Below are 23,778 nucleotides of genomic sequence, written 5' to 3' on the forward strand. Positions count from 1 at the left end.
AAAACAATAAAAAAAGAGTCGCACATTAATGTGCAACTCTCTGAAAATCAAATGTGACCCCGGAGGGGCTCGAACCCTCGACCCAATGATTAAGAGTCATTTGCTCTACCAGCTGAGCTACGGAGTCATTTGCGGGTACAAAAGTAATGCTTTTTGCCGAACCGACAAAAGTTTTTGCAGGTTTTTATTTGATGAAGTGAATTTCTTCTGTTTTGCAGGAGTGTTGCCAAGGTGGAAAATGGCTTTGGAGCTCCCTCAGCTTTCTTGTCAGGGGATTTATTCCCGACATTGACCAGAATCTCTTTTGATGAGCATGACGTCATTATCCGCTTTGACGAAGAAGTCGACGGTATGAAATTTCGAGTGGAGGTATATACCAAAATATCCGTGATTGTGTTTGGTAGGTCCTGTCTCCTGTTTTGGCGCTTATCCTTTATTCATTATACTTTATAAAAAGAGAATGTTGCACCGGCAGAAAAAATCGGGCAAGTTTTTTTTCTGAGCCCTCCTTTTATTATCTTTGAGGCGGGAAGATAGGATGCGGCTCGGCACAACTAAACTCGAAAACTTCGTTTTCTTGTTTGTTTCTGCTCTCGCCTTTCGCTATCTTTGTTCTTGTTTCGTCATATAGTCGCCGACCATGAACTACTGTTCCCCGTTTTTCCCTTCTGTCGGAAGAGGCATTTTATCCATTCCCCGATGCAGCTTTGCATGCATTGTGGCCGTCCTTGCCTGTGCCTTGCCTGCCCGGTCGCAGGAGCCGTTGAAGTTATGGTATGACAAGCCGGCCGAGGAGTGGGTCGAAGCCTTGCCGTTGGGAAATGGCCGACTTGGTGCGATGGTGTTTGGCGGGGTGAGCGATGAGCTGATTCAACTCAATGAGTCGTCGCTCTGGTCGGGACTTCCTCGCGAGACGGGCTCCCATGCCGATGCCCGTGCCTGTTTGCCGGCTGTGCGCGAGGCGGTTTTCTCGGGCGATTTGTCGAAAGCCGAGCAGTTGTGCCGCCAATTACAAGGTCCTTATAGCGAAAGCTATCTTCCTTTGGGCGATTTGCATATTTCCTATCTGATGCCGCGTTCGGTACCGACCGACTATTATCGTGAGCTCGATATTTCGCGGGCGCTTGCCGCTACCCGTTTCACCGTGGCCGGTGTCACCTATGAACGGGAACTCTTTGTCTCGGCTCCCGATAGTGTTTTGGTGATTCGTCTTTCGGCATCGCGCAAGAATGCCCTTACGCTTCGTCTCTCGTTTTCCTCGCAGTTGCGTTGCCGGGTGGAGGCTCCGGCGGCAGATGAGTTGGTCATGTACGGTTGCGCCCCGGCGCGGCTCGACCCCAACTATTATCAGGTGGCCGGCCGTGAGCCGGTTGCCTATGAAGTGGAGGGGCATACCGGAATGCGTTTCCGCACCTGCATGAAGGTGCAGTCAGCCGATGGCACGGTATCGTCCGACGCAGGGGGCATATCGGTCGACAGGGCGACCGAGGTGGTCGTTTTGCTCTCGGCCGCCACCAGCTTTAACGGCTATGACAAATACCCCGACAGCGAGGGTCGCGACGAAAAGGCTTTGGCCGAGCTCCCTTTGCGCGGAGCCTCGGCTCGCTCTTATAAATCGTTGAAAAGTCGTCATGTCGATGATTATCGCACCTATTTCGACCGCTTCTTCCTCTCTTTGGGCGAGACGGCCGATTCGTTGAAGGCTCTGCCTACCAACCGCCGACTGCTTGCCTATGCCGGGGGGACGACCGACCCCGAACTCGAAACCCTTTATTTCCAATATGGCCGCTACCTCTTGATTTCTTCTTCTCGCGAAGGAGGGCTTCCGGCCAACCTCCAAGGCATTTGGAATCCCCATCTGCAAGCCCCGTGGAGTTCGAACTACACCATCAACATCAATACCGAAATGAATTATTGGCCGGCCGAGGTCACCTCCCTCCCCGAGATGCACACCCCGCTTCTCGACTGGATTGTCTCCGACCTTTCCCGCTCGGGTGCTGTGACGGCGGCTGCATATTATGGTTGCGACGGTTGGGTGGCGCATCAGAATTCCGACATTTGGGCGTTGAGCAACGCCGTGGGCGACAAGACGGGCGACCCCAAGTGGGCCAACTGGTATATGGGCGGCAACTGGCTGTGCCGTCATCTCTATGAGCATTATGCCTTTACGCGCGACGAAAAATTCTTGCGCGAAAAAGTTTATCCCACGATGAAGGGGGCGGCTCGTTTCTGTCTCGACTGGCTGGTCGAGAGAGACGGATGTTTCCTCACGGTCCCCTCGACTTCGCCCGAGAACGATTACCGCCTGAACGGTGAAAAACATTCGGTGACAATGGGGTCGACGATGGACATGTCGATTATTTGGGACCTTTTTACCAACCTTATCGAAGTGTCGACCCGTTTGGACACTGATGCGGCGTTCCGCGACACCCTTGTGGCGGTTCGTGACCGGCTCTACCCCTTGCGCATCGGCAGCCGGGGGCAACTCCTGGAATGGCAGGAAGAGTATGAAGAGGTCGACCCGCATCACCGGCATGTCTCTCATCTCTACGGCCTTTATCCCGGACGGCAGATTTCTCCCCTGCACACGCCGCGTTATGCCGAGGCGTGCCGCCGCACGCTCGAATTGCGGGGCGATGGCGGTACCGGGTGGAGCAAGGCGTGGAAAATCAATTTCTGGGCCCGTCTGCTCGATGGCGACCATGCCTACAAGATGGTGCGCGACATCATGCGGGCGGTGGGGCCCGGCACGCCCAACAAGGGTGGTGGGACTTATCCCAACCTTTTCGATGCGCACCCGCCTTTCCAAATCGATGGGAACTTTGGCGCCACGGCCGGCCTGGCCGAGATGCTGTTGCAGAGCCACATGGGCGAAATACACCTCTTGCCGGCTTGCCCGGCCGCATGGCCGCAAGGCGAGGTGCGCGGCCTGAGAGCCCGGGGCGGATTCGATGTCTCGTTCTCCTGGCACGATGGCCGGGTGGTCAAGGGAACGCTCCGTTCGCTGGTGGGGGAGACCTGCACGTTGCGGTCGGCTCAACCCTTGTCGGTCAAAGGTGCAAAGGTCTCGGTGCGCCGCGACGGCGATTATTATCTCTATACGTTTGCCACCCGGGCCGGAGCCCGGTATGGAATTGTGCCCGAAAACAAATAAAACAACATAACCGATGAAACGAACGCTTTTTTTACCTTTCCTTTTCTTGGCGTTGGCCGTGGTTGCCCAACCCCGACAGGAAATCTATTTAGAAAAAAACTGGCGCTTTACCCGAGGCGATGTGACGGGCGCGGCCGAACCGGCTTTCGACGACAGCCGGTGGGAGAGGGTCGAAGTTCCGCACGATTGGGCCATTTACGGGCCGTTCGATAAGAATATCGACAAGCAGGTCGTGGCCATCGAGCAGAACGGGGAGACTGTCCCCACCGAAAAGACCGGTCGCACGGGAGCTTTGCCCTATATCGGCGTGGGCTGGTACCGCACCACCTTTACCGTGCCGCAAGGGCGTCGGGCCCTTTTGCTTTTCGATGGGGCGATGAGCCGACCCTGCGTGTATGTCAACGGGCAGGAGGCCGGACGGTGGGCCTATGGTTATACGCCATTCTATATCGATGTGACACCCTACCTTCGTGACGGGAATAATACCTTGGCCGTGCGGCTCGAAAATCGACCCGAGAGCTCGCGTTGGTATCCCGGAGCCGGCCTTTACCGTCCCGTAAGGTTGATTCTCACGGGCGACGTGGCTGTGCGCATGTGGGGCACGCGCGTCACCACCCCTGTCGTTACGGCCGAGAATGCTTTGGTGCAGGTCGATGCCGAGATAGAAAATACCGAAGGGCATGACCTCGACATATCGACGGTCATTTACGACGCCACGGGCAACCCGGTGGCCCGGGCCGAGGCACAGGAACTCTTTTTCGACGGTACCACGACCGCCCGGCTGACCCTGCAAAATCCCCGGTTGTGGTCGCCCGAGTCGCCCGAGCTTTATACGGCGGTGGTGTCGGTCAAAGAATATGGGGAGCTGCTCGATGAATATACGACGCGCTTCGGCGTGCGTACGATTGAATTTTCGCCCGAAAAGGGATTCCTCCTCAACGGCGTGCCACGCAAGTTCAAGGGCGTGTGCCTGCACCATGACCTCGGCCCGCTGGGGGCGGCGGTCAACAAGGCCGCGTTGCGCCGACAGTTGCTCATCATGAAGGAGATGGGTTGCGATGCCATTCGCACGGCTCATAACATACCGGCACCGTGGCAGATGGAGTTGTGCGACGAGGTGGGCCTCATGGTCATGGCCGAGTCGTTCGACGAGTGGGCCATTGCCAAGTGCAAGAACGGTTACAATCTTTTCTTTGACGAGTGGGCCGAGAAAGATTTGGTCAATCTGATACGCTGCCACCGCAACCACCCTTCCATCGTGATGTGGAGCATCGGAAACGAGGTGAACGAGCAGAGCCGTGCCGGCGGGGGCAAGGTGGCCAAGTTCTTGCAGGACATCTGTCACCGCGAAGACCCCACCCGGCCTGTCACCGTGGGAATGGACCGTCCCGACCATGCCATGAAAAATCAGTTTGCCGCCGTGCTCGACATTCCCGGCCTCAACTATCGCCTGCATCGCTATGTCGACAGTTACAAGCAGATGCCGCAGCGCATGATTTTGGGCTCGGAGACCGCCTCGACCATCAGTTCGCGCGGTGTTTACAAGTTCCCCGTCGAACCGACCAAGGGAGCCATGTATGACGATGCGCAATGCAGCTCGTACGATTTGGGTGCCTGCTCCTGGTCGAACCTGCCCGACGACGATTGGGCTTTCCAGGACGACAAGCCTTGGGTCATCGGCGAGTTTGTCTGGACGGGATTCGATTACCTGGGTGAGCCTACTCCCTATGACGATGTGTGGCCTTCGCGCAGTTCCTATTTCGGCATTTGCGACCTGGCCGGTCTGCCCAAGGACCGTTATTACCTCTACCGCAGCCGTTGGAACACCCTCTCGCCCACGCTGCATCTCCTCCCGCACTGGAACTGGGAGGGGCGCGAAGGCGAGGTTACTCCCGTATATTGCTATACCAGCTACCCGTCGGCCGAGCTGTTTGTCAATGGCAAGTCGCAGGGCCGTCGCACCAAAGACCCTTCGCAACCCTACGACCGTTACCGCTTGCGTTGGAACGAGGTGGTATATGAGCCGGGCGTGGTGAAGGTCGTCGCCTATGACGAGAAGGGAAATGCCGTGGCCGAGAAAGAGATGCGCACGGCGGGGCGTCCCCATCATTTGGTGTTGACTCCCGACCGCACCGAGTTGACGGCCAATGGCAAAGACCTGGCCTTCGTTACGGTGCAGGCCGTCGATGAGGCCGGTAATCCTTGTCCCTTGGCCGACAATGCCTTGAACTTTGAGGTTTCCGGAGCCGGGGAGTACCGTGCCGCCTGCAACGGCGATGCCACGTCGACCGAGTTGTTCCATCTCCCGACCATGAAGCTGTTCAACGGCCAGTTGGTCGTTATCGTGCGCACGCACGAGCAGCCGGGCGAAATCACCCTGACGGTTTCGGGAAAGGGCTTGGAAACCGCCAATCTGCGATTGAAAAGCAAGTAATGATCGAATTAAATCGAGATAAATCATGAAAAAACGTATTTTGTTTCTAACCTGCCTTTGCCTGTCGATGTGCTATGCCGGGGCGCAGGACCTGCATGTCGTCTTTATCGGGAACAGTATTACACAAGGTGTTCAACTCAAAGATGCCAAGACCGAGGCTCCCCCTGCACAGGCCGCCCTCTTCTTGCAAGAGCAGGTCAAGGGGACGGTTGAGTTCCGCAACTGTGGGCGAAGCGGCCGCACGACCCTCAATTTCCTGCCGGTGACCGATACCGAATTTCCCAAAGTGCTGGCGGCGGCCGACGAGCTGGCGGCCAAGAAAGGCGTGCTGTTGTTCTCGATGATGTTGGGTACCAACGACAGCGCCGTGCGCGGCCCGCTCGGGGCGCCGGTGCACCCGGTCTCTTACTATACTAATATGCAGGCCATCATCGATGCTTTGCTCGCGCGTTATCCCAAGGCGTTGGTCGTATTGCAGCGTCCCACCTGGTACAGCCCCAATACCTACAACTCGTCGACCTACCTGGCCGAGGGGCTCAAACGCCTGCAATCTTATTCGCCCATGCTCGACAAGTTGGTCGAGAACTATGCCCAAAAATGCCCCGGGCAAGTTTTCCTCGGCGACACTTTGGCCTTTGACTATTTCAAGGAACATCATTTGACGCACCTCATTCCCGAGTCGGGTCAGGCCGGGACGTTCTATCTACACCCCAACAAGACCGGAGCCAAGGAGCTGGGGCGTTTCTGGGCCGAAGCGATTTTGCGCTGCTTGCCCGACAAGATGAAGAAATAACCGCGTTGTCATTGGCCTGAAATCAGCGGAGTGAGGTCCCGTCTCTTTTCCCGGCGGAGCCTTGAAAATCGACAGAGAATCTTTTCCCTGCCGATTTTTTTCTGCCGGTCGCGGAATATAGGCGGCGAATAATTTGGATTATTACGCCTAAGTTCCTAAATTTGTGTTGCGGTGTATAGATTACACTTAATAAGTACCATGAAAAGACCCGTCATTCTTTGGAGTTTTATACTCTGTTTGTTTACCGTGAGCGGTTTTGCGCAGGCTCAGGAAGTAAGCCGGCAACCCGACTCGCTCTATCTCTTTTCCTATTTTACCAATAAAGATGCCAATCGTCACGGCATGCACTATGCGTGGAGTGCCGACGGTTATGTGTGGAACACCATAGGCGCCCCGCTGGGCTTTTTACAACCCGACACGGCGAGTGACGCCCCCCGCCTGCGTGACCCTTTCTTGTTGCAGGACAAAAAAGGTATTTGGCATTGCGTGTGGACGACCAACTGGGAGGCGCCTCACATAGGATATGCCTCTTCGCCCGACCTCATACATTGGAGCGAACCCCGCCTGTTGTATGTCATGCAGAGTGCCGGTTATGAGCCCCGTAACTGCTGGGCGCCCGAGATGCTCTATGACGAAGAGAACGACCGCTACCTCATCTTTTGGGCCAGTACCATAAAGGTCGACGGGCAGTGGCGCGTCGAGGAGGGAAAGAAATACGACAACCGCATGTATTATACCTCGACGCGCGACTTCGAGACGTTCGAGCCGGCCCGTCCGTTCCTCGACTACGGTTACAATGTCATCGACGCTACGGTGCAGCGCATCGGCGACACCTATTACATGATATACAAGGACGAACGCGAATTGCCCGAACCTCACAAATACCTGCTTGTCGCTACATCGAAGCAGGCGGCCGGTCCGTATCTCCCGCTTACCGGCAAGCCCTTTACCCCGGCTTGGGTCGAAGGCCCGACTTTTATCGAGTTGCCCGACGGCTCCTACATCTGTTACATGGACAATTACCGCAAACACTGGTATAGTGCCATGACGACCCGCGACTTCGTGCATTGGCAAGAGGCGCCGCAAAAGTTGCGCATGCCGTCGGGGGCAGCACACGGTGCCGTGCTGAAAGTGCCGACGTCGCTCGTCGATACGCTGCTCCGTTATGCGTCGCAGCAGGACAGATAGGCTCATCTTTTTCCCCTTGAAACACACTTCCTACAATTTCATACCGCGATGAAGATAAAAAAGACTTATGCCTTGCTGTTGGCGGCTGTGGCGTTCCCACTGTCGGCCCAGCGCACCCTTACGGTTTCGGTCAAGCCCGGAGCCGAGATAAATCCCGACATGTACGGCATCTTCTTTGAAGACATCAATTTCGGCGCCGATGGCGGCTTGTATGCCGAGCTGGTGAAGAACCGTTCTTTCGAGTTTGACTATCCGCTCATGGGCTGGACTCCCTTCGGCGAGGTCTCGGTAGAAACCGAAGCTCCCGCTTTTGACAGGAATCCGCATTATGTGCGACTTACCGAGAAAGGTTCCTATAAACGGGCCGGATTGCAGAATGAGGGCTTTGTCGATGGCATGAGCCTGGTGCGGGGCAAGGAGTACCGTCTCACCTTTTATGCCCGCCTGCAAAGCGAGAAACCGGTGCGGGTGAAAGTGGAGTTTGTGACCTCGGCCAACAATCCCATGACCTCGGCCAGGGTGGAGGTCGCCTCGCCCGAGTGGCAGAAATATACGCTGGTGATGAAAGCCGGCAAGAGCGATGCCCATGCCCGCCTGCGCTTGACGGTGGAAACGAAGGGTGTGCTCGACATCGACCATGTCTCGCTCTTCCCCGTCGATACCTGGAAGGGTCGCGAGAACGGCCTGCGTCGCGATTTGGTGCAGGCTCTTTATGATTTGAAGCCCGGCGTGTTCCGCTTCCCCGGCGGGTGCATTGTCGAGGGTTCCACACTCGAAAGCCGCTATCAGTGGAAAAATTCGGTGGGCCCGGTCGAAAATCGCCCGTATAACGATAACCGTTGGAATTACACCTTCCGCCATCGTCTCTATCCCGACTATTACCAAAGTTACGGATTGGGATTCTATGAATACTTCCTGCTGTGCGAAGACATCGGTGCCGAGCCGTTGCCCGTCTTGAATTGCGGCATGGGTTGCCAATATCAGTCGGGCGAGCTGGTGCCGCTTGACGAGATGGATCCCTATGTGCAGGACGCCATCGACCTCGTGGAGTTTGCCAACGGCGATACCACCACGACGTGGGGCGCGTTGCGGGCCCGCATGGGACACCCTGCGCCTTTCGGCCTGAAATATCTCGGCATCGGAAACGAGCAGTGGGGGGAGGAGTTCGTGAAAAGAGAAGCCCTGTTTGTCGAGGCTCTTCGCAAGCATTGCCCCGGGATACTCATTGTCGGCTCTTCGGGTCCATCGGCCGACGGCGAGCAGTTTGAATATCTTTGGCCCGAGATGAAACGGCTCAAAGTCGATTTTGTCGATGAGCACTATTACAAGCCGCCCGAGTGGTTCTATGCCAACGCCGGTCGCTATGATCGCTACGACCGCAAGGGGCCGAAGGTCTATGCCGGCGAGTATGCCTCGCACCACAAGTCGCGCGCCAACAATTTCGAAGCCGCCCTTTCCGAGGCGGCCTTCCTCACCGGCGTGGAGCGCAATGCCGATGTGGTGCGGCTGGCTACCTATGCCCCGTTGCTGGCCCATGTCGACGCTTGGCAGTGGCGCCCCGACATGATATGGTTCGACAACAGCCGGGTGCTGCTCACCCCCAATTATTATGTGCAGCAGCTCTATTCCCGTTATAAGGGCACGCACACGTTGCGTCTTACCGAGGAAGGGGAGGCGGTCAAGGGTGCCGACGGTCTCTATGCCAGCGCCGTGTACGATGCCGACTCTTCGCGCCTCATCGTGAAGGTGGCAAACACGGCTTCGCGTCGGCAAGAGGTCGTCCTGCAATTTGAGGGACTGAAACGGCGTCAGGCACTCTCGCCGGAGGCCCCGGTCGTCGTCATGCAGTCCGATGACAAAAATGCGGTCAATACCTTTGAAAATCCCGAAGCGGTCGTGCCGCAGCGCGCGACGGCCGTCGTCGAGGGGAATAGCTGTCGCTACACCCTCGCTCCGCAGTCGTTCCAGGTGATAATTATCCCGATAGTATCGAAACAATAGATTTGAAAATACGATGAAAAAGCTTTTTTGTTCTCTGTTTTTGGCGGTCTGCGCCTGCGGGCTTGCGGCGCAAGACCCCGTGACGGTTACGGTGCACACGACGCAAGGTACCCAAAAAATCAGCCGGCACATCTACGGCCAGTTTGCCGAGCATCTGGGAACCTGCATCTATGGAGGCTTGTGGGTCGGTGAAGATTCGGAGATACCCAACACGCAGGGGTATCGCACCGACGTGCTCGAAGCCCTCAAACGCCTTCATATTCCCAACCTCCGTTGGCCGGGCGGTTGCTTTGCCGATGAATACCATTGGATGGACGGCATCGGCCCCCGCGCCGAGCGACCCAAGATGAGCAACAACAACTGGGGCGGATTGGTCGAAGACAACAGTTTCGGTACCCATGAGTTCCTCAACCTCTGCGAAATACTGGGCTGCGAACCCTATGTGAGCCTCAATGTCGGTAGCGGCACGGTCGAGGAGATGGCCAAATGGGTCGAGTACATGACTTCCGACGGGGATACCCCCATGGCCAAGCTGCGCCGCGAGAACGGCCGGGACAAAGCCTGGAAGGTGCGTTTCATCGGCGTGGGCAACGAGAGTTGGGGTTGCGGCGGGAACATGCGTCCCGAGTATTATGCCGACCTCTATCGCCGCTACTCGACCTATTGCCGCAACTACGATGGAAACCGGCTCTTCAAGATTGCCTGCGGGGCAGGGGAGTATGACTTGAAGTGGACCGAGACGATGATGCAGCGCGTGGGTACCCGCATGAACGGGCTCTCGCTCCACTATTACACCGTGACCGGTTGGAGCGGAAAGAAAGGCTCGGCAACGGAATTTGATGAGGAGGATTATTACTGGACGATAGGTAAATGCCTCGACATCGAGAATGCCATCAAGGCGCACATCGCCATCATGGACAAATACGACCCCAAGAAGCGCGTCGGCCTCATGGTCGACGAGTGGGGCACTTGGTGGGAACCCGAGCCCGGCACGCAGCTTTACCAGCAGAACACGCTGCGCGACGCTTTTGTGGCCGCCCTTTCGCTCAACGTCTTCCATAAATATGTCGACCGCATTCGCATGACAAACATCGCGCAGATTGTCAATGTCCTGCAATCGATGATACTCACCAAGGGCGACAAGATGGTGCTCACCCCCACCTATTATGTGTATGAGATGTATCAGCCCCACCAGGATGCCACCAGCCTTCCTTTGGACATCGAGGCGCCCACCCGCCAGGTGCGCGGCGACCGCACGATACCCTTGGTGAGCGCCACGGCTTCACGCGATGAGGCGGGACGCATACACGTCTCGTTGGCCAATGTCGATGTCGACCGGGCGCGGAAAATACACATCGTCCTCGATGGAACACAAGCCGCAAAGGTCTCGGGCACGGTGCTTACGTCAAAGAAAATTACCGACCTCAACACCTTTGAAAAACCCGACAAAATCAAACTCAAACCCTTCAAGGGCGCCAAACTGTCGGGCGGCGTTGTCGAGGTGAACATGCCTGCGCATTCGATTGTCACGCTCGAAATCGAATAAGCGACCGTCGATATATCGGCCTCGTCGTGAGAAAGTTCGCCGTGCGGGGTTGGATATTTACCGGGAAATGCCTACCTTTGCCCTGTATCAAGCAGGGAGGGGTAGGCGTTTTTTTCTCCTTCCGGCTTCGCTAAAATGGAAAAATACCGATGAAAACACCTGCAATCACGTTGCTTTTCGCTGCATGCTTCGGCCTTCTTGCCTGTGTTGGGGCGCGGGCCGATGTGAAACTTCCCGCGATATTCTCCGACAATATGGTGCTGCAACAGCATGCCCAAGTGCGCATTTGGGGAAAAGCAGCTCCCGGAGAGAAAGTCACCGTCGCTCCCTCGTGGAGCCGCAAGAAACAGAAAACCGTGGCGGCCGCCGACAGTACCTGGCTTGTCGAGATAGCCACACCGGCTGCCTCTTCACAAGCCGTTTCGCTCACGGTCAAGGGGCGCAATACGATAGAGATAAAGAATGTGCTCATCGGTGAGGTGTGGCTCTGTTCGGGACAGTCCAACATGGAGTTCCCCGTAGACCGCGACACGACCAGCCGTTGGAAAAACGCCATGTCGACGGTGAAGCAGGAACTGCAAAATGCCGATTATCCCGAAATGCGCTTTTTCAGGGTCGAGCACCAGCTGTCGCCCGATGCTCCCCTCGACGATTGTGTCGGCACTTGGGAGGTGTGTACGCCCGCAACGGCGGCACGTTTCTCGGCCGTAGGTTTCGTCTTTGGACGCAAAATCCATAATGCCATACATCAGCCCGTCGGCCTCATACAGTCGACCTGGGGCGGTACCCATGCCGAGTCGTGGACCCGGAAAGAGGCCATGCAGGGCGACTATTACGAGCGTCTGCGTGCCGACCAACAGGCCATTATCGCTAATCTGCCGGCCGAGAAAGAACGGTATGCCCGCGAAATGTCGGCCTATAAGGCCGCCTTGGAGGCCAACCCCGATACTGCCCTGAAAGTCCCCGCCAAGGTGAAGAAACTCAACGACAACCTGCGCATGTCGACCCTGTGGAATGCCATGATAAACCCCATATTGCCTTACACCATCAAGGGGGTGATTTGGTATCAAGGCGAGAGTAACGACAGCCGTCCGGCCGATTATGAGATGGTATTTGCCAATCTCATTCACAGTTGGCGGGCCGAGTGGAAGCAAGGCGATTTCCCCTTCTATTTCGTGCAGATTGCCCCCTATCGCAAGCAGTCGCCCACTCTGCGTGAAGGCCAGTTGCGGGTGTGGCAGAAGGTGCCCAATACCGGCATGGCCGTCATTACCGACGCCGGCGACTCGACCAACATACACCCCCGCAACAAGGTCATTCCCGGCGAGCGGCTTGCCTTTTGGGCGTTGTCGCACGACTACGGCTTTGATGTGCCCTACATGGGACCCGTCTATAAAAGCATGAAGGTGGACGGCCCGGTGGTCGAATTGACGTTCGATTATGTCGGCTCGGGTCTCGATTCCAAAGGAGAACCCCTGCGCGGATTTGTCATTGCCGGCCGTGACGGCATCTTCTATCCCGCCCGGGCCGTCATCAAGGGCGACAAGGTCGAGGTCTCTTCGCCGCAGGTCGCCTCGCCCGTGGCCGTCCGATATGGTTGGGACAAGTTCTTCCGCGTCAACCTCTACAACCGCGAAGGCTTGCCCGCCACCCCTTTCCGCACCGATAACTGGAAATTGTAACATATCTAAAAACAGAAAACAATGAATTGGAAAACCTCTTTGGCCGCCGCTGCCTGTTTTGCTTGTACCCTGAGCCTGTCGGCGCAAAAAATGTCGGTCGAGTTTGCTGAGTCCGAAATGACCCGCTTCCCCGAAGCCTGGCAACTCGACCATGGAAAACGTCTCTATTTCGGTTACTCCCAAGGCGTGGGTTGCTGTGCCATGCTCGACATGTGGCATTATACCGGCGACCGCAAATATTACGACTATGTGGAGGAGTGGGCCGACACCCTCATCAACGACAAGGGCGAAATCCATCTCTACGAGATGGCCGATTACAATCTCGACTTTATCAATTCGGGCAAAGTGCTCTTCGACGTCTATGCCGAAACCGGTGACCCCAAATACAAAAAAGCCATGGACGTGCTGGTGCGTCAGTTGGCCCGCCAGCCCCGCACCCATGAAGGAGCTTTTTGGCATAAACTCATCTATCCCTTCCAGATATGGCTCGACGGCCTCTATATGGCATCTCCCTTCCTGGCCCGTTACGGAGCCACCTTTGACAGGCCCGAGCTCATCGATGACGCGGTGAAGCAGTTCCTCATCTGCGCCCGTCGCACCTTCGACAACCGCACGGGGCTCTATTTCCACGCCTACGACGAGAGCCGCAACCAGCGTTGGGCCGACCCCACGACCGGGCATTCGCCCAACTTCTGGGGCCGCAGCATGGGCTGGTGGTTTATGGCGCTGGTCGATGTGCTCGATTATGTTCCCGAGAATCACCCCCGTCGTGCCGACCTCATCACGATGGTCAAGGGGCTTGCCGTCACATTGCCCGGGTATCAGGACAAGGACGGGCTTTGGTATCAGGTGCTCGACCAAATCGAGCGTGAGGGCAACTTCCCCGAAGCCTCGGTGACGACACAATTCATGTATGCCTATGCCAAGGCGGTCAATAAAGGTTACATCGATGCTTCCTATATCGAAGTGGCCGAGAAAGCCTATGACGGACTGCGCAAGAAACTTCTCAAAAAGAATCCCGACAAAACATGGACCCTTACCCGATGTTGTGCCGTGGGCGGGCTTGGCGGCAGCAAGTATCGCGACGGCTCGTTCGACTACTATATCCATGAGCGTATGCGCGACAACGATGCCAAAGCCACCGGCCCGTTCATCATGGGCTGCATTCAACTCGAAAAATATCGCGCCGCACACGACTCCGGCACTTCGAAGAAACGATAAAAAAATCCTAAATTCGGGGTGATGGTGAGTGTGAAGTCAAAAGAAATAGTATTAATATCAAAATGATTATTCCGATATGGGGAAATAACTCTTTTCTTTGCTTGATAGAAAACTGTGTAGTTTTCCCAACCCTCGATTTTGGAAGATAACTCAACTACTAATACCAAAAGTATCATGAAAAAAATTACTCTTTTAGTGGCGGCAGTACTTGCTTCGGCAGGTATGTCCGCTCAGACTGTTTTGAAATGGGCCGCATACAACGACACCGACGTTGATACGGCAGCTGTTTTCCCGTGGAGTTCGACGTTTATGACATGGGTAGAAGAGACAGGAAGTATTGATGACCAGGCCAAAGGCTTTGCCGACGGAAGTGTCGCATTGTTCAATGATGAGGCGATCACTGCTTTGGAGTACTTGGAAGATTTGGCAACCACGTCGCCCAAGTTGACCGTGAGTCAACTCAGAGCAGCCATCGGTGGTATCCGTGCTGAGAACAGCGATGCCTTGACCATCAATCTGTTGCCTGCCGATGAGTCGGTAACATTTGAAGGAACCGAAGGTGCCACTTTGGTGAAAAGCAACGGCGGTGTCCTTTACACCGATGTTATCAACAATCTCCCCGGCGGAACGATTGTGAAAGAGAAGGGTCGCGTGGCTCGTTATTCCGATGCTTCGGCCGGGTCGAGACTTTTTGGACCGACGGTGACCGTCGAAGGTGAAGGTGCTATCGACTTGGGAACGAACAACAGCGATACGTATAAAAAACTGACCGCCGACCTCGTGATTCCCGAAGGTTCGACGATGAATGTCTACATGTCGCGCTATTCGATGTTTACGGCCGATTCCAGCAAGACCGTCAGCGGCGCCGGTACGCTCAACTTCTATTCGCGCGGTGACCGTGCTTTCCTCGGCGGCGGTGGCAAGGGTGAGACCGAGCCGACCTATTTTTGGGATTTCAACGGCGACATCCATGTTTACCAGGATCCTGAGTTTGCCGATAACGGCGCCGGTTTCTATGGCATTATTTTGGCTACACACTCGGCCAAAGGCAAAGGTGCCACCTCTCAATACTACGACCGTACCAGCGGCGACTCGTTGCTTTACAATGTATGGAAACGTCAAGATCCCGTTTTGGACAGTTTGGTTTATGACTGGTGCGATATCGACCTGACGATCCACGACAACGGAGGTCTTGCCGTAGGTTCTGCCGGAAACGATGCCGGTTCGAACATTACGATTTTGAAAGTGAAGAGCCTCAACGTGGAAGAAAAAGGTACCATCTTTGGTTACTACAAGGATTCTAACCCCCAGTTGGCCATTATCTTCGGCGGTGACGATGCCGACGGTCGCATCGACGGTGTTATCACCTCCATGCCCAAAGGTAAAGAAGCTCCCTATTATCCTTGGAAAGAGTGCGGTGTAGCTCTCTTCAAAGAAGGAACGGGAACCTATTACCTCACCTCCAACGAGAACCAAATCTTGCAAGGTGTAGAAGTGTGGGAAGGTAGAATGATGTTTAATAACTCGCTCGACACGGCTACCGCCACAGGTCAACACAAACTCTCGACCAACAATACGGTAACCTGCCGTCCTACCGGTACGATCGGTGGTTACGGAACCATCGGCGGCCACACCGCCCTTTACGGTACCTTGCAACCGGGTAGCGATGCCATCGGTACGCTGACTATTGATGGTACTTATGCCAAAGTGGGTTACGCCGAGAAGAAATCCGCCGCCGGTTCAGAGGTATATGAAAGAACCGCCGGTTCTGCCGCCAACCTCCTCCTTTACAACGGAGCTACGATGGAGTTCGAAATCATCAACAAAGACAAACACGATGAAGTCTTGGTTCAAAACCAGGTACGTCTCTACTCCGATACCGAAGGTGGAACGGATGCCAAAATCAACATCAAACTCTCTCCGCGTGATGAATGGTCGTTGGCTGCCGGTGATACGATGGTTCTCCTACAGGCCGACTCGCTCGTCAGCTTCGTCGACGGTGTTGACCTCACCAATTACTTCAACCTCACGACCGAAGGTTTCGATGGCGCTACTTTTGCCCTGAGATCGGTACAAATCCCCGGTGAATATTCCAGCACTTTCAATCCTGAGACCGGAACGGTTGATGTAGAACAAACAGCTGCTCCCCAATACATGCTGGTAGCCGAAGTGTTGACCGCCGGTTCGGGTAGCGCAGAGCCCGACGCCATCGAAAGCGTAGAAGCCGACAACAGCAACCTGCAAGTATATCCCAACCCCGCTGTCGATGGTAATGTAACTGTAGCCGTTGCTGACGGAGAAATGGCTCAGGTAGCCGTTTACAACTCAGCCGCCCAACTCGTGAAATCGGTAGCCGCCGCAGAATCGACCCTTACGCTCGACGTATCGGATCTCCAAGCCGGCATCTACTATGTACGCGTTACCACGGCCGACAAGGCTTACACCCAGAAACTGGTCGTAAAATAATCCGATTCAGATTCATAATTGAAAAAGGGCACCCATTGCGGTGCCCTTTTTTCTGTATCCGCCTCCTTTGAGAGGAGCGAAAAAGACTCTTCTTAACGGGTGTCCGTAAAAATCTTTTGTTTCACTTTTCTGTTGGCTATTACCTTGAATGTCTTTTTGTTGTAACACTCCTTCCTTGCGGCGGCAACTCGGGTCAATCCCGGCTTTTGACCTCAAAGAGAGTCCGATAAAATCAATAGAAATAGTTTTACTGCCAATATATGCAGTTTTCGGACGCTCAATATTTTGTTTATTTGTAACAACTATTGCCTTATAATCTACGGTTGTGCCATGAAAAATATCGCTGAAACTTTCATATTTCCATTCCACGCACGATATTTTTTGCCATTGCAGGTTATGAACAGGGCTTAAAGTCCGCTTTTATAGGTCGAGAATGTTTAAGTCTTAAATATCTATATGCACATGAAAAGAGTTTTACTATCTATCTGCATGGCTTTTGCCTTGGCGGGCGGAGCGGCAGCCGACGGGCTGGTCGCTTTCCCCGGTGCAGAAGGCTACGGCCGTTTTGCGCGTGGTGCCCGTGCCGGGTCGAATCCGACGGTTTACCATGTAACCAACCTGAATGATTCCGGCCCCGGTTCATTCCGCGATGCCATCAGTCAGCCCGACCGTGTCATCGTTTTCGATGTGTCGGGTATCATAAGAATCGATGAACGTCTTGTCTTTTCCAAGAACCTCACCATCGCCGGCCAGACGGCTCCCGGTAACGGCGTGGTCATTTACGGAAACGGTGTTTCGTTTTCAGGCGCGAGTGATATCATTGTCCGCTATTTGCGTATCCGCATGGGCGCGAGTGGAGACGGCGGGAAAGATGCTGCTGGTATTTCCAATGGCCAAAACATGATTTTTGACCACTGCTCGGTTTCTTGGGGAAAAGACGAGACTTTCTCCATCAACTCCGATGGCAAGGGCGGCGGTGTGGGAAACATCACCATACAGAATACGATAATGAGCCAGGGCTTGCAACCCCACTCGGCCGGCGGTCTTTGCCAGCCTACCAATGAGGTGGGCGGCGTGACGCTTTACCGCAATTTTTATGCCGATAATGCCACCCGCAACCACAAGGTGAAAGGGCTGAACCAGTACATCAACAATGTGGTGTATAACTGGGGCAGCGGTGGCGGTTATAACCTCGGCGGCGATTCCGAAGGCCGCATCTGGGCCGACATACAGGCCAACTACTTTATCCAGGGTCCGAACGGCAGCGGCACCGGCGTGGGTCGCGGCAATGACCTTACGGCCGTTTACCACAAGGCCAACAAAACCGATATGGACCGCAACGGTGTTGCCGACGGCCGTGATATGACCGACGACGATTTCGGCGGCATTGCTTATGCTACGTTTGAAGAGTTCCGGCAGAGTGCCGAATATCCTACCGACGGCCGGGAGCACCCCGTCATAGCTTCGATGTTCCCGACTGCCGATGAAGCCCTCCAATGGGTCATCGATAGCGTGGGAGCCTCTTTGCCCGACCGTGATGAAGTCGATGCCTATGTCATCGATGAGTTGTGCTCATTTGGAACCAAAGGCGCAACGATAGGCAGTGAAGGTGCTTTGGCGTTGAAAAATAATGTAGGGCACTTCTACAATGCCGTGAAACCGCTGGATTCGGACAATGACGGTATGCCCGATGCTTGGGAAACGGCCAACGGACTCAATCCCAATGATGCTTCCGATGCCGTGGCTTATGCAGAAAACGGTTACCTCAATATCGAGAATTACATCAACAACATACCTGTTGCCGACCGCACGTTCTTGAAATATCCGGTCGACTTGGCATTGAGTGCACTCGACACGGCACAAGTCTCCATCATCTTTGCCTGCCACGAGAAAGCCGACGGTGCCAAAATCCGCGTCGAACTGATGAAGGAGGGCGAATCGGCGTTCACGCCTGTCGATACCCTCGACGATGTGACTGTGGGGTCTTTCCAAATCGATGGCCTCTCTTCGAAATCGACCTACACGGCTCGTTTTATCACCTTCACCTCCGAAATGGAATCTCTGCCCGCCGACATTGAATTTACCACCCCGAGTGCCCCCGGTGCTCCCGATATGTCGACCGACCCCTATCCCGCCGACGGCTCTACCATCGAAGAGTATATGACCGCGACCTTGCGTTTCTCCAATGCGACATCGGGTCGTCCTTCTTATCACATTTATATCGGGACATCGCCCGATGATTTGGATTCCGTAACGACAACCAAGGCTAAGTCGTACACGATGGATTTGGAGCAGAACACCACCTATTATTGGCGTGTCGATGCCAGCAATAATTTGGGTCGCACCGAAGGCACGGTATGGAGTTTCACTTCGGGACGGGAGCCTGTCCGCACCAAGGTGGCCTACTTCGCTTTCGATGAGACCTCCGGCTCTACGGCGGTGAATGCTCCCTCCGATGAAGAAATTATTGCCAACGATGCCACCCCCTACGGCTCTTATGTCCCGGTGTGGGGTGAAGGCAAAATCGGCGGCGGTATTGCATTCTCGGCAGCCAACGCAACTGATGGCATGATTGTGCCCTCTTATGAGGCCATAGAATTTGAAAGCGCACCGTTCTCGTATGAACTTTGGTTCAAGTCGACCGCGGGCAACAGCTCACAGAGCCGTTATCTGCTCCACAAGGGCAGCCACTCGTCGGAAATCGCCGGTAACACCGGCTCATGGTTCGGCCTCGAATATAAGAACGGACGCCTCTATTTCGGCGTCGATGACGACGTGACGAAATCTCTGGCCGAAGGCTCGGCAACCTCCTATTTCGATGGCAACTGGCACCATGTAGTGGCCGTGCGCGACGTGGAGAATGCACAACTCCGCCTCTATATCGACGGCGAACTCTTCGCTTCGGGCGAAGACAAGACCGGAGCCATCTCGGGCGAAGAAGCCTTGGTTATCGGCAATGTGAACATCAATTTCGATGCGCCGTTTATCGGTTCTATCGATGAATTCACGCTTTACAACGACGCTCTCACCGAGATTGAAATCAAGGCCAAATATGAGCACGGCGTGACGGCTATCGAGGAAGTGGAACAAGAGGAGAACGCCGGGGAGTTGACCGTTTATCCCAACCCCTTCGAAGAAGCATTCTCGATTATCGTTCCTCAAAACACCATGACGGTGAAAGTCGAGATTTACAACCTCTCGGGTACGCTTGTTTACAGCCGCGACGTGGCTGCGTCGAGTGGTATCGCCGAGATAAGAGGCCTCGACCAGTTGCCGGCCGGTGCATATAGTTGTATCGTTACAACCGGCAACCAGACACATGCCACCCGCATAATGAAATATTAAAATGTCTACCGATAAAAAGGATACCTGTCGCACAGGTATCCTTTTTATGTAATTATATCATGGCTTATGAAGAAAATAGCATTCCTCTTGGGCGTTTTTGTCTTGTTGCAATCTTTTGGCGCAACCGAAGCCTATGCCCGGAAAGAGAAGAAAAATAAAAAAACGCTCGTTTATGTGATTGGTGACTCGACCGTGAAGAACGGACAGGGGAGAGGCGACCGCGGCCAATGGGGCTGGGGTAGCTTCGTGGGCGAATATTTCGATGCCGACAAGGCCGAGGTGCGCAATCGTGCCATCGGCGGCCGCAGCAGCCGCACATTCATTACCGAAGGCCGTTGGAGCGCAGTGACCGATTCGTTGGGCAAGGGCGATTACGTCCTCATACAGTTCGGGCACAACGATGGCGGCGACATCTTCACCGGGAACCGTCCCCGCGCGTCGCTCAAAGGTGTGGGCGATGAAGACACCACCGGCATCGTCGAGGCCACCGGCGTAAAAGAGACGGTGGTAACCTATGGCGCCTATTTGCGCCGTTATGTGCGTGAAGCCAAGGCCAAGGGAGCCAATCCCATTCTGTGCACGCTCATACCCCGCAATCGTTGGAAAGACGGGAAAGTGATGCGCGACAACGCCCATGCCGAGTGGGCTCGTGAGGTTGCCCGTGAAGAGAACGTCCCTTGCATCGACCTCAATACCTTGATTTCGGATATCTATGATGAGATGGGGCAGGAGGCTGTCAAGTCCTGCTTTACCGATGCCGACTGGACCCATACCTCGGAAAAGGGCGCCCGCATCAATGCCGAGGTGGTGGCTCAACAAATCGACCAGCTCAAAGGCTGCAAACTGAAAAAGTTCCTGAAATAGTCCCTCTCCACTCTCCCTCCCCCAAAAAAGAGGGGGGGAGGGCTCTTTTGCGGGAATCCGCCTCTTATCCTGCACAAGGAAGATAGGAGATTTGAGAGAAAAAAAACTATCTTTGGCATTCGATGTGTTCTCTATGAGACGCCGCCGTGAAGATTAATGAACGCTGTATATCATGAAAAGAAAACTGTTTATCAACCTATTCATTGCATTCTGCATCGCCCTCCCCTCGTGGACGAGTGCGCAGGAAACCCGTAAGATTTACCTCTCAGGTACCGGTTTCGGCCATACGGTGAAATGGGATTTCTATTGTACCGAAGGCCGCAACAGCGGGAAATGGAAAAAAATCGAAGTCCCTTCACAATGGGAATTGCAGGGCTTCGGCGAATATACCTACGGTCGTTGGTACAAGGACAAGGACCGCAACAGCGGCTTGGTGAAACGGCTGAAAAATCCCAGCAAGGAGCAGGGCATCTATCGCCACACGTTCACCCTTCCCGCTTCTGCCCGCGGACAACAGGTCTCCATCGTTTTTGATGGCGTGATGACCGATACCGAAGTCTCGGTCAACGGTCAGGTGGTCGGCCCCAAACACCAGGGCGGATTCTACCGTTTCTCCTATGACATCACCGATTTTGTCTCCTTCGGGAAAAAAAATGTCCTTGAAGTGACGGTGTGGAAGCACTCCGAAAACAGGTCGGTCAACAATGCCGAGCGCAGGGCCGACTGGTGGCTTTTCGGCGGCATTTACCGTCCCGTCTATCTCGAAATCAAACCCCTTCAACACATCGACCGCTTGGCGGTCGATGCGCGAGCCGACGGCTCTATCGACGCGCAAGTCTTCCTCTCGGGCATCGACACGGCCTGCACGCTCGACGCCACCCTCTCGTCGGTAGCCACCGGTGAGGTGCTTTACGGCAAGTTGCAAGGGCGTGTGGCCGCCGGCGACAGCCTGGTTACGCTCTCGGGCGAATGGTCGGGCGTGCAACCCTGGAATCCCGAGCAACCCCACCTTTATCTCCTCTCGGTCAATTTGCGCGGCGCCGACGGGACGGTGTTGCATCGCTATGACCAGCGCATCGGTTTCCGCACGGTCGACTTCCGGGCCAAGGACGGCCTCTACGTCAATGGGGTGAAGGTCATGCTCAAAGGCATCAACCGGCACTCTTTTTGGCCCGATGGCGGTCGCACGACCAACAAACAGATCAGCCTCGACGATGTGCGTCTCATCAAGGAGATGAACATGAACGCCATACGTTGCCACTATCCGCCCGACGAGCATTTCCTCGATGTGTGCGATTCGCTGGGCGTTTTCTTCATCGATGAGTTGGCCGGTTGGCAAAATTCCTACGATACGCAGGTGGGTTCGCGCCTGCTCCCCGAGATGGTGACACGCGATGTCAACCACCCCTGTATCATCATTTGGAGCAATGGCAACGAGGGTGGTTGGAACAAGAATCTCGACCCGCTCTTTGCCAAATATGACCCGCAGAAACGTCATGTCATTCACCCTTGGGCCGACTTCGATGAGCTCGATACCCACCACTATCCAGCTTACCTGACCGGCATCGCCCGCTTTACCTATGGCTACAAACTCTTCATGCCTACCGAGTTCATGCACGGACAGTATGACCAGGGTCACGGTGCCGGCCTCGAAGATTTCTGGAACAACTACAAGGCTCACCCCCTCTTTGTGGGCGGCTTCATGTGGGACTTCTGCGACAATGCGGTGAAACGTTCCGACATGGGGGGAATTCTCGATTCCGACGGATTCAATGCTCCCGACGGCATTCTTGGCCCTTACCGGGAGAAAGAGGGCAGCTATTATACCGTGCGCGATATTTGGGCGCCGATACAGGTCGAACGTTTCTTTGTGACCCCTTCGTTCAACGGCCGTTTCTTTGTCACCAACGAATACCTCTATACGACACTCGACTCTTGTCGCATGACCTATAAGCTCTATACCATCGCTCCGCCCTTGGCGGGAGGCAAAGGTGAGCAGACCCTTGTGGGCGAGGGAGAGGTGCAGTTGCCCTCCCTCTGTCCCGGTGAACGGGGTATCGCCACGATGACGTTGCCGGCAAACTTCTTCGATGCCGACTTGCTCGAAATCGTGGCATATCACCCCGATGGCAGCGAGATGGTGACCCGCACTTGGCCCATCGGTTATGCCGGCGATTACTGGACACGTCATCGCGACGAGGCTCCCGCTTCGGACAAGGCTGCTTGTGAGAAAAACGGCAATACGGTGAAGCTCGCTGCGGCGGGAGTGGAGGTGACCTTCGACACCACGACCGGATACATCACCCAGGTAGTGAGCAACGGTCGTCACATCTCGCTCTCCAACGGTCCTGCTCCCGTGGGCATGGTCGCTTCGGTGAAGAGTACGCAAGTCCGCCTCGATGGCGACACGGCCGTCTTTGCGGTGAAATACAACGGCAACATCGATTCGATTGTGTGGCGCATGTCGCCCGACGGATTGCTCGACATGTCGCTTCTCATGCTCAACCGTTCGCGTTTGGGAGGAGGTCTCGACGATGCCGCCACCTATGACAACATTACCAATCTGGGCATTACCTTCTCCTATCCCGAGAATGTCGTTACCGGCATGCGTTGGTTGGGCGGTGGTCCCTATCGCGTGTGGAAAAACCGTCTCCGTGGCGCCAACATGGGACTGTGGGAGAAAGCCTATAACAACACGATTACGGGCGAAAGCTACGAAAATCTCGTCTATCCCGAGTTCAAGGGCTATCATTCCAACCTCTATTGGGCGACGGTGCAGAACAAGGAAAGTGATTTCACGGTTTATGCCACCAGCGACGGGGTCTACCTGCGCATGCTTACGCCCGAGGAGCCTCACGAACGCCAGGGTACGACGCTCACCATGCCCGCTTTCCCCGCCGGCGACCTCTCTTTCTTGCTCGAAATACCGGCCATTCGCAGTTTCAAGCCCATTTCGCAGCACGGCCCGAAGAGCCAGCCCGGCTCCATTCGCATCAAATCGGGCGATGAAGGTATTTACATGGGCTTGGGCTTCGATTTCAGAAAAACCTCAAAATGATATGATACGATGAAAAAGATAAAATC

13 protein-coding genes and 1 tRNA gene are annotated in these 23,778 nt (G+C 55.1%); 12 read left to right on the top strand and 2 right to left on the bottom strand.

Annotation, left to right across the window (positions count from 1 at the left end):
- Positions 1 to 54 precede the first annotated feature (54 nt).
- Positions 55 to 127 (bottom strand) — tRNA-Lys (locus IAD09_04990).
- A gap of 513 nt (positions 128 to 640) precedes the next feature.
- Here IAD09_04990 and IAD09_04995 point away from each other — a divergent pair.
- The 9 genes from IAD09_04995 (at position 641) to IAD09_05035 (ending at position 16,485) form a co-directional block, all read left to right on the top strand.
- Entirely contained in the window at positions 641 to 3,154 is a 2,514-nt protein-coding gene (locus tag IAD09_04995; GenBank protein HIT81576.1) for a glycoside hydrolase family 95 protein, read from the top strand.
- Positions 3,155 to 3,167: 13 nt separating this feature from the next.
- The gene (locus tag IAD09_05000; GenBank protein ID HIT81577.1) at positions 3,168 to 5,588 is read left to right on the top strand and encodes a DUF4982 domain-containing protein; all 2,421 of its coding nucleotides are present in this window, start codon (positions 3,168 to 3,170) and stop codon (positions 5,586 to 5,588) included.
- Between the two features lie 25 nt (positions 5,589 to 5,613).
- On the top strand, positions 5,614 to 6,381 hold the full coding sequence (locus IAD09_05005; protein ID HIT81578.1) for a lipolytic protein G-D-S-L family: 768 nt from the start codon (positions 5,614 to 5,616) through the stop codon (positions 6,379 to 6,381).
- A 198-nt stretch (positions 6,382 to 6,579) separates the two neighbouring features.
- The gene (locus IAD09_05010; protein HIT81579.1) at positions 6,580 to 7,569 is read left to right on the top strand and encodes a glycoside hydrolase family 43 protein; all 990 of its coding nucleotides are present in this window, start codon (positions 6,580 to 6,582) and stop codon (positions 7,567 to 7,569) included.
- A gap of 48 nt (positions 7,570 to 7,617) precedes the next feature.
- Positions 7,618 to 9,570, top strand: a complete 1,953-nt coding sequence (locus IAD09_05015; GenBank protein HIT81580.1) for a carbohydrate binding domain-containing protein — start codon at positions 7,618 to 7,620, stop codon at positions 9,568 to 9,570.
- Between the two features lie 13 nt (positions 9,571 to 9,583).
- Positions 9,584 to 11,116 (top strand): alpha-N-arabinofuranosidase, encoded by a 1,533-nt coding sequence (locus IAD09_05020; protein HIT81581.1) that lies wholly within the window; start codon positions 9,584 to 9,586, stop codon positions 11,114 to 11,116.
- 254 nt (positions 11,117 to 11,370) lie between these two features.
- Positions 11,371 to 12,798 (top strand): sialate O-acetylesterase, encoded by a 1,428-nt coding sequence (locus IAD09_05025; protein HIT81582.1) that lies wholly within the window; start codon positions 11,371 to 11,373, stop codon positions 12,796 to 12,798.
- 21 nt (positions 12,799 to 12,819) lie between these two features.
- The gene (locus IAD09_05030) at positions 12,820 to 14,019 is read left to right on the top strand and encodes a glycoside hydrolase family 88 protein (GenBank protein HIT81583.1); all 1,200 of its coding nucleotides are present in this window, start codon (positions 12,820 to 12,822) and stop codon (positions 14,017 to 14,019) included.
- Between the two features lie 174 nt (positions 14,020 to 14,193).
- Entirely contained in the window at positions 14,194 to 16,485 is a 2,292-nt protein-coding gene (locus IAD09_05035; protein ID HIT81584.1) for a T9SS type A sorting domain-containing protein, read from the top strand.
- A gap of 12 nt (positions 16,486 to 16,497) precedes the next feature.
- Here the strand turns inward: IAD09_05035 and IAD09_05040 are convergent, their stop codons facing one another.
- The gene (locus IAD09_05040) at positions 16,498 to 16,854 is read right to left on the bottom strand and encodes a hypothetical protein (GenBank protein ID HIT81585.1); all 357 of its coding nucleotides are present in this window, start codon (positions 16,852 to 16,854) and stop codon (positions 16,498 to 16,500) included.
- A 93-nt stretch (positions 16,855 to 16,947) separates the two neighbouring features.
- Between IAD09_05040 and IAD09_05045 the strand changes: the two genes are divergently transcribed.
- The 3 genes from IAD09_05045 to IAD09_05055 all read left to right on the top strand — a co-directional run bounded on the left by IAD09_05045 (position 16,948) and on the right by IAD09_05055 (position 23,752).
- The gene (locus IAD09_05045; GenBank protein ID HIT81586.1) at positions 16,948 to 19,830 is read left to right on the top strand and encodes a T9SS type A sorting domain-containing protein; all 2,883 of its coding nucleotides are present in this window, start codon (positions 16,948 to 16,950) and stop codon (positions 19,828 to 19,830) included.
- Between the two features lie 66 nt (positions 19,831 to 19,896).
- Entirely contained in the window at positions 19,897 to 20,694 is a 798-nt protein-coding gene (locus IAD09_05050) for a rhamnogalacturonan acetylesterase (protein HIT81587.1), read from the top strand.
- 172 nt (positions 20,695 to 20,866) lie between these two features.
- Entirely contained in the window at positions 20,867 to 23,752 is a 2,886-nt protein-coding gene (locus IAD09_05055) for a beta-galactosidase (protein HIT81588.1), read from the top strand.
- The last annotated feature ends 26 nt before the right edge of the window (positions 23,753 to 23,778 follow it).

Source organism: Candidatus Caccoplasma merdavium (genome assembly GCA_018715595.1).
GTDB lineage: Bacteria > Bacteroidota > Bacteroidia > Bacteroidales > UBA11471 > Caccoplasma > Caccoplasma merdavium.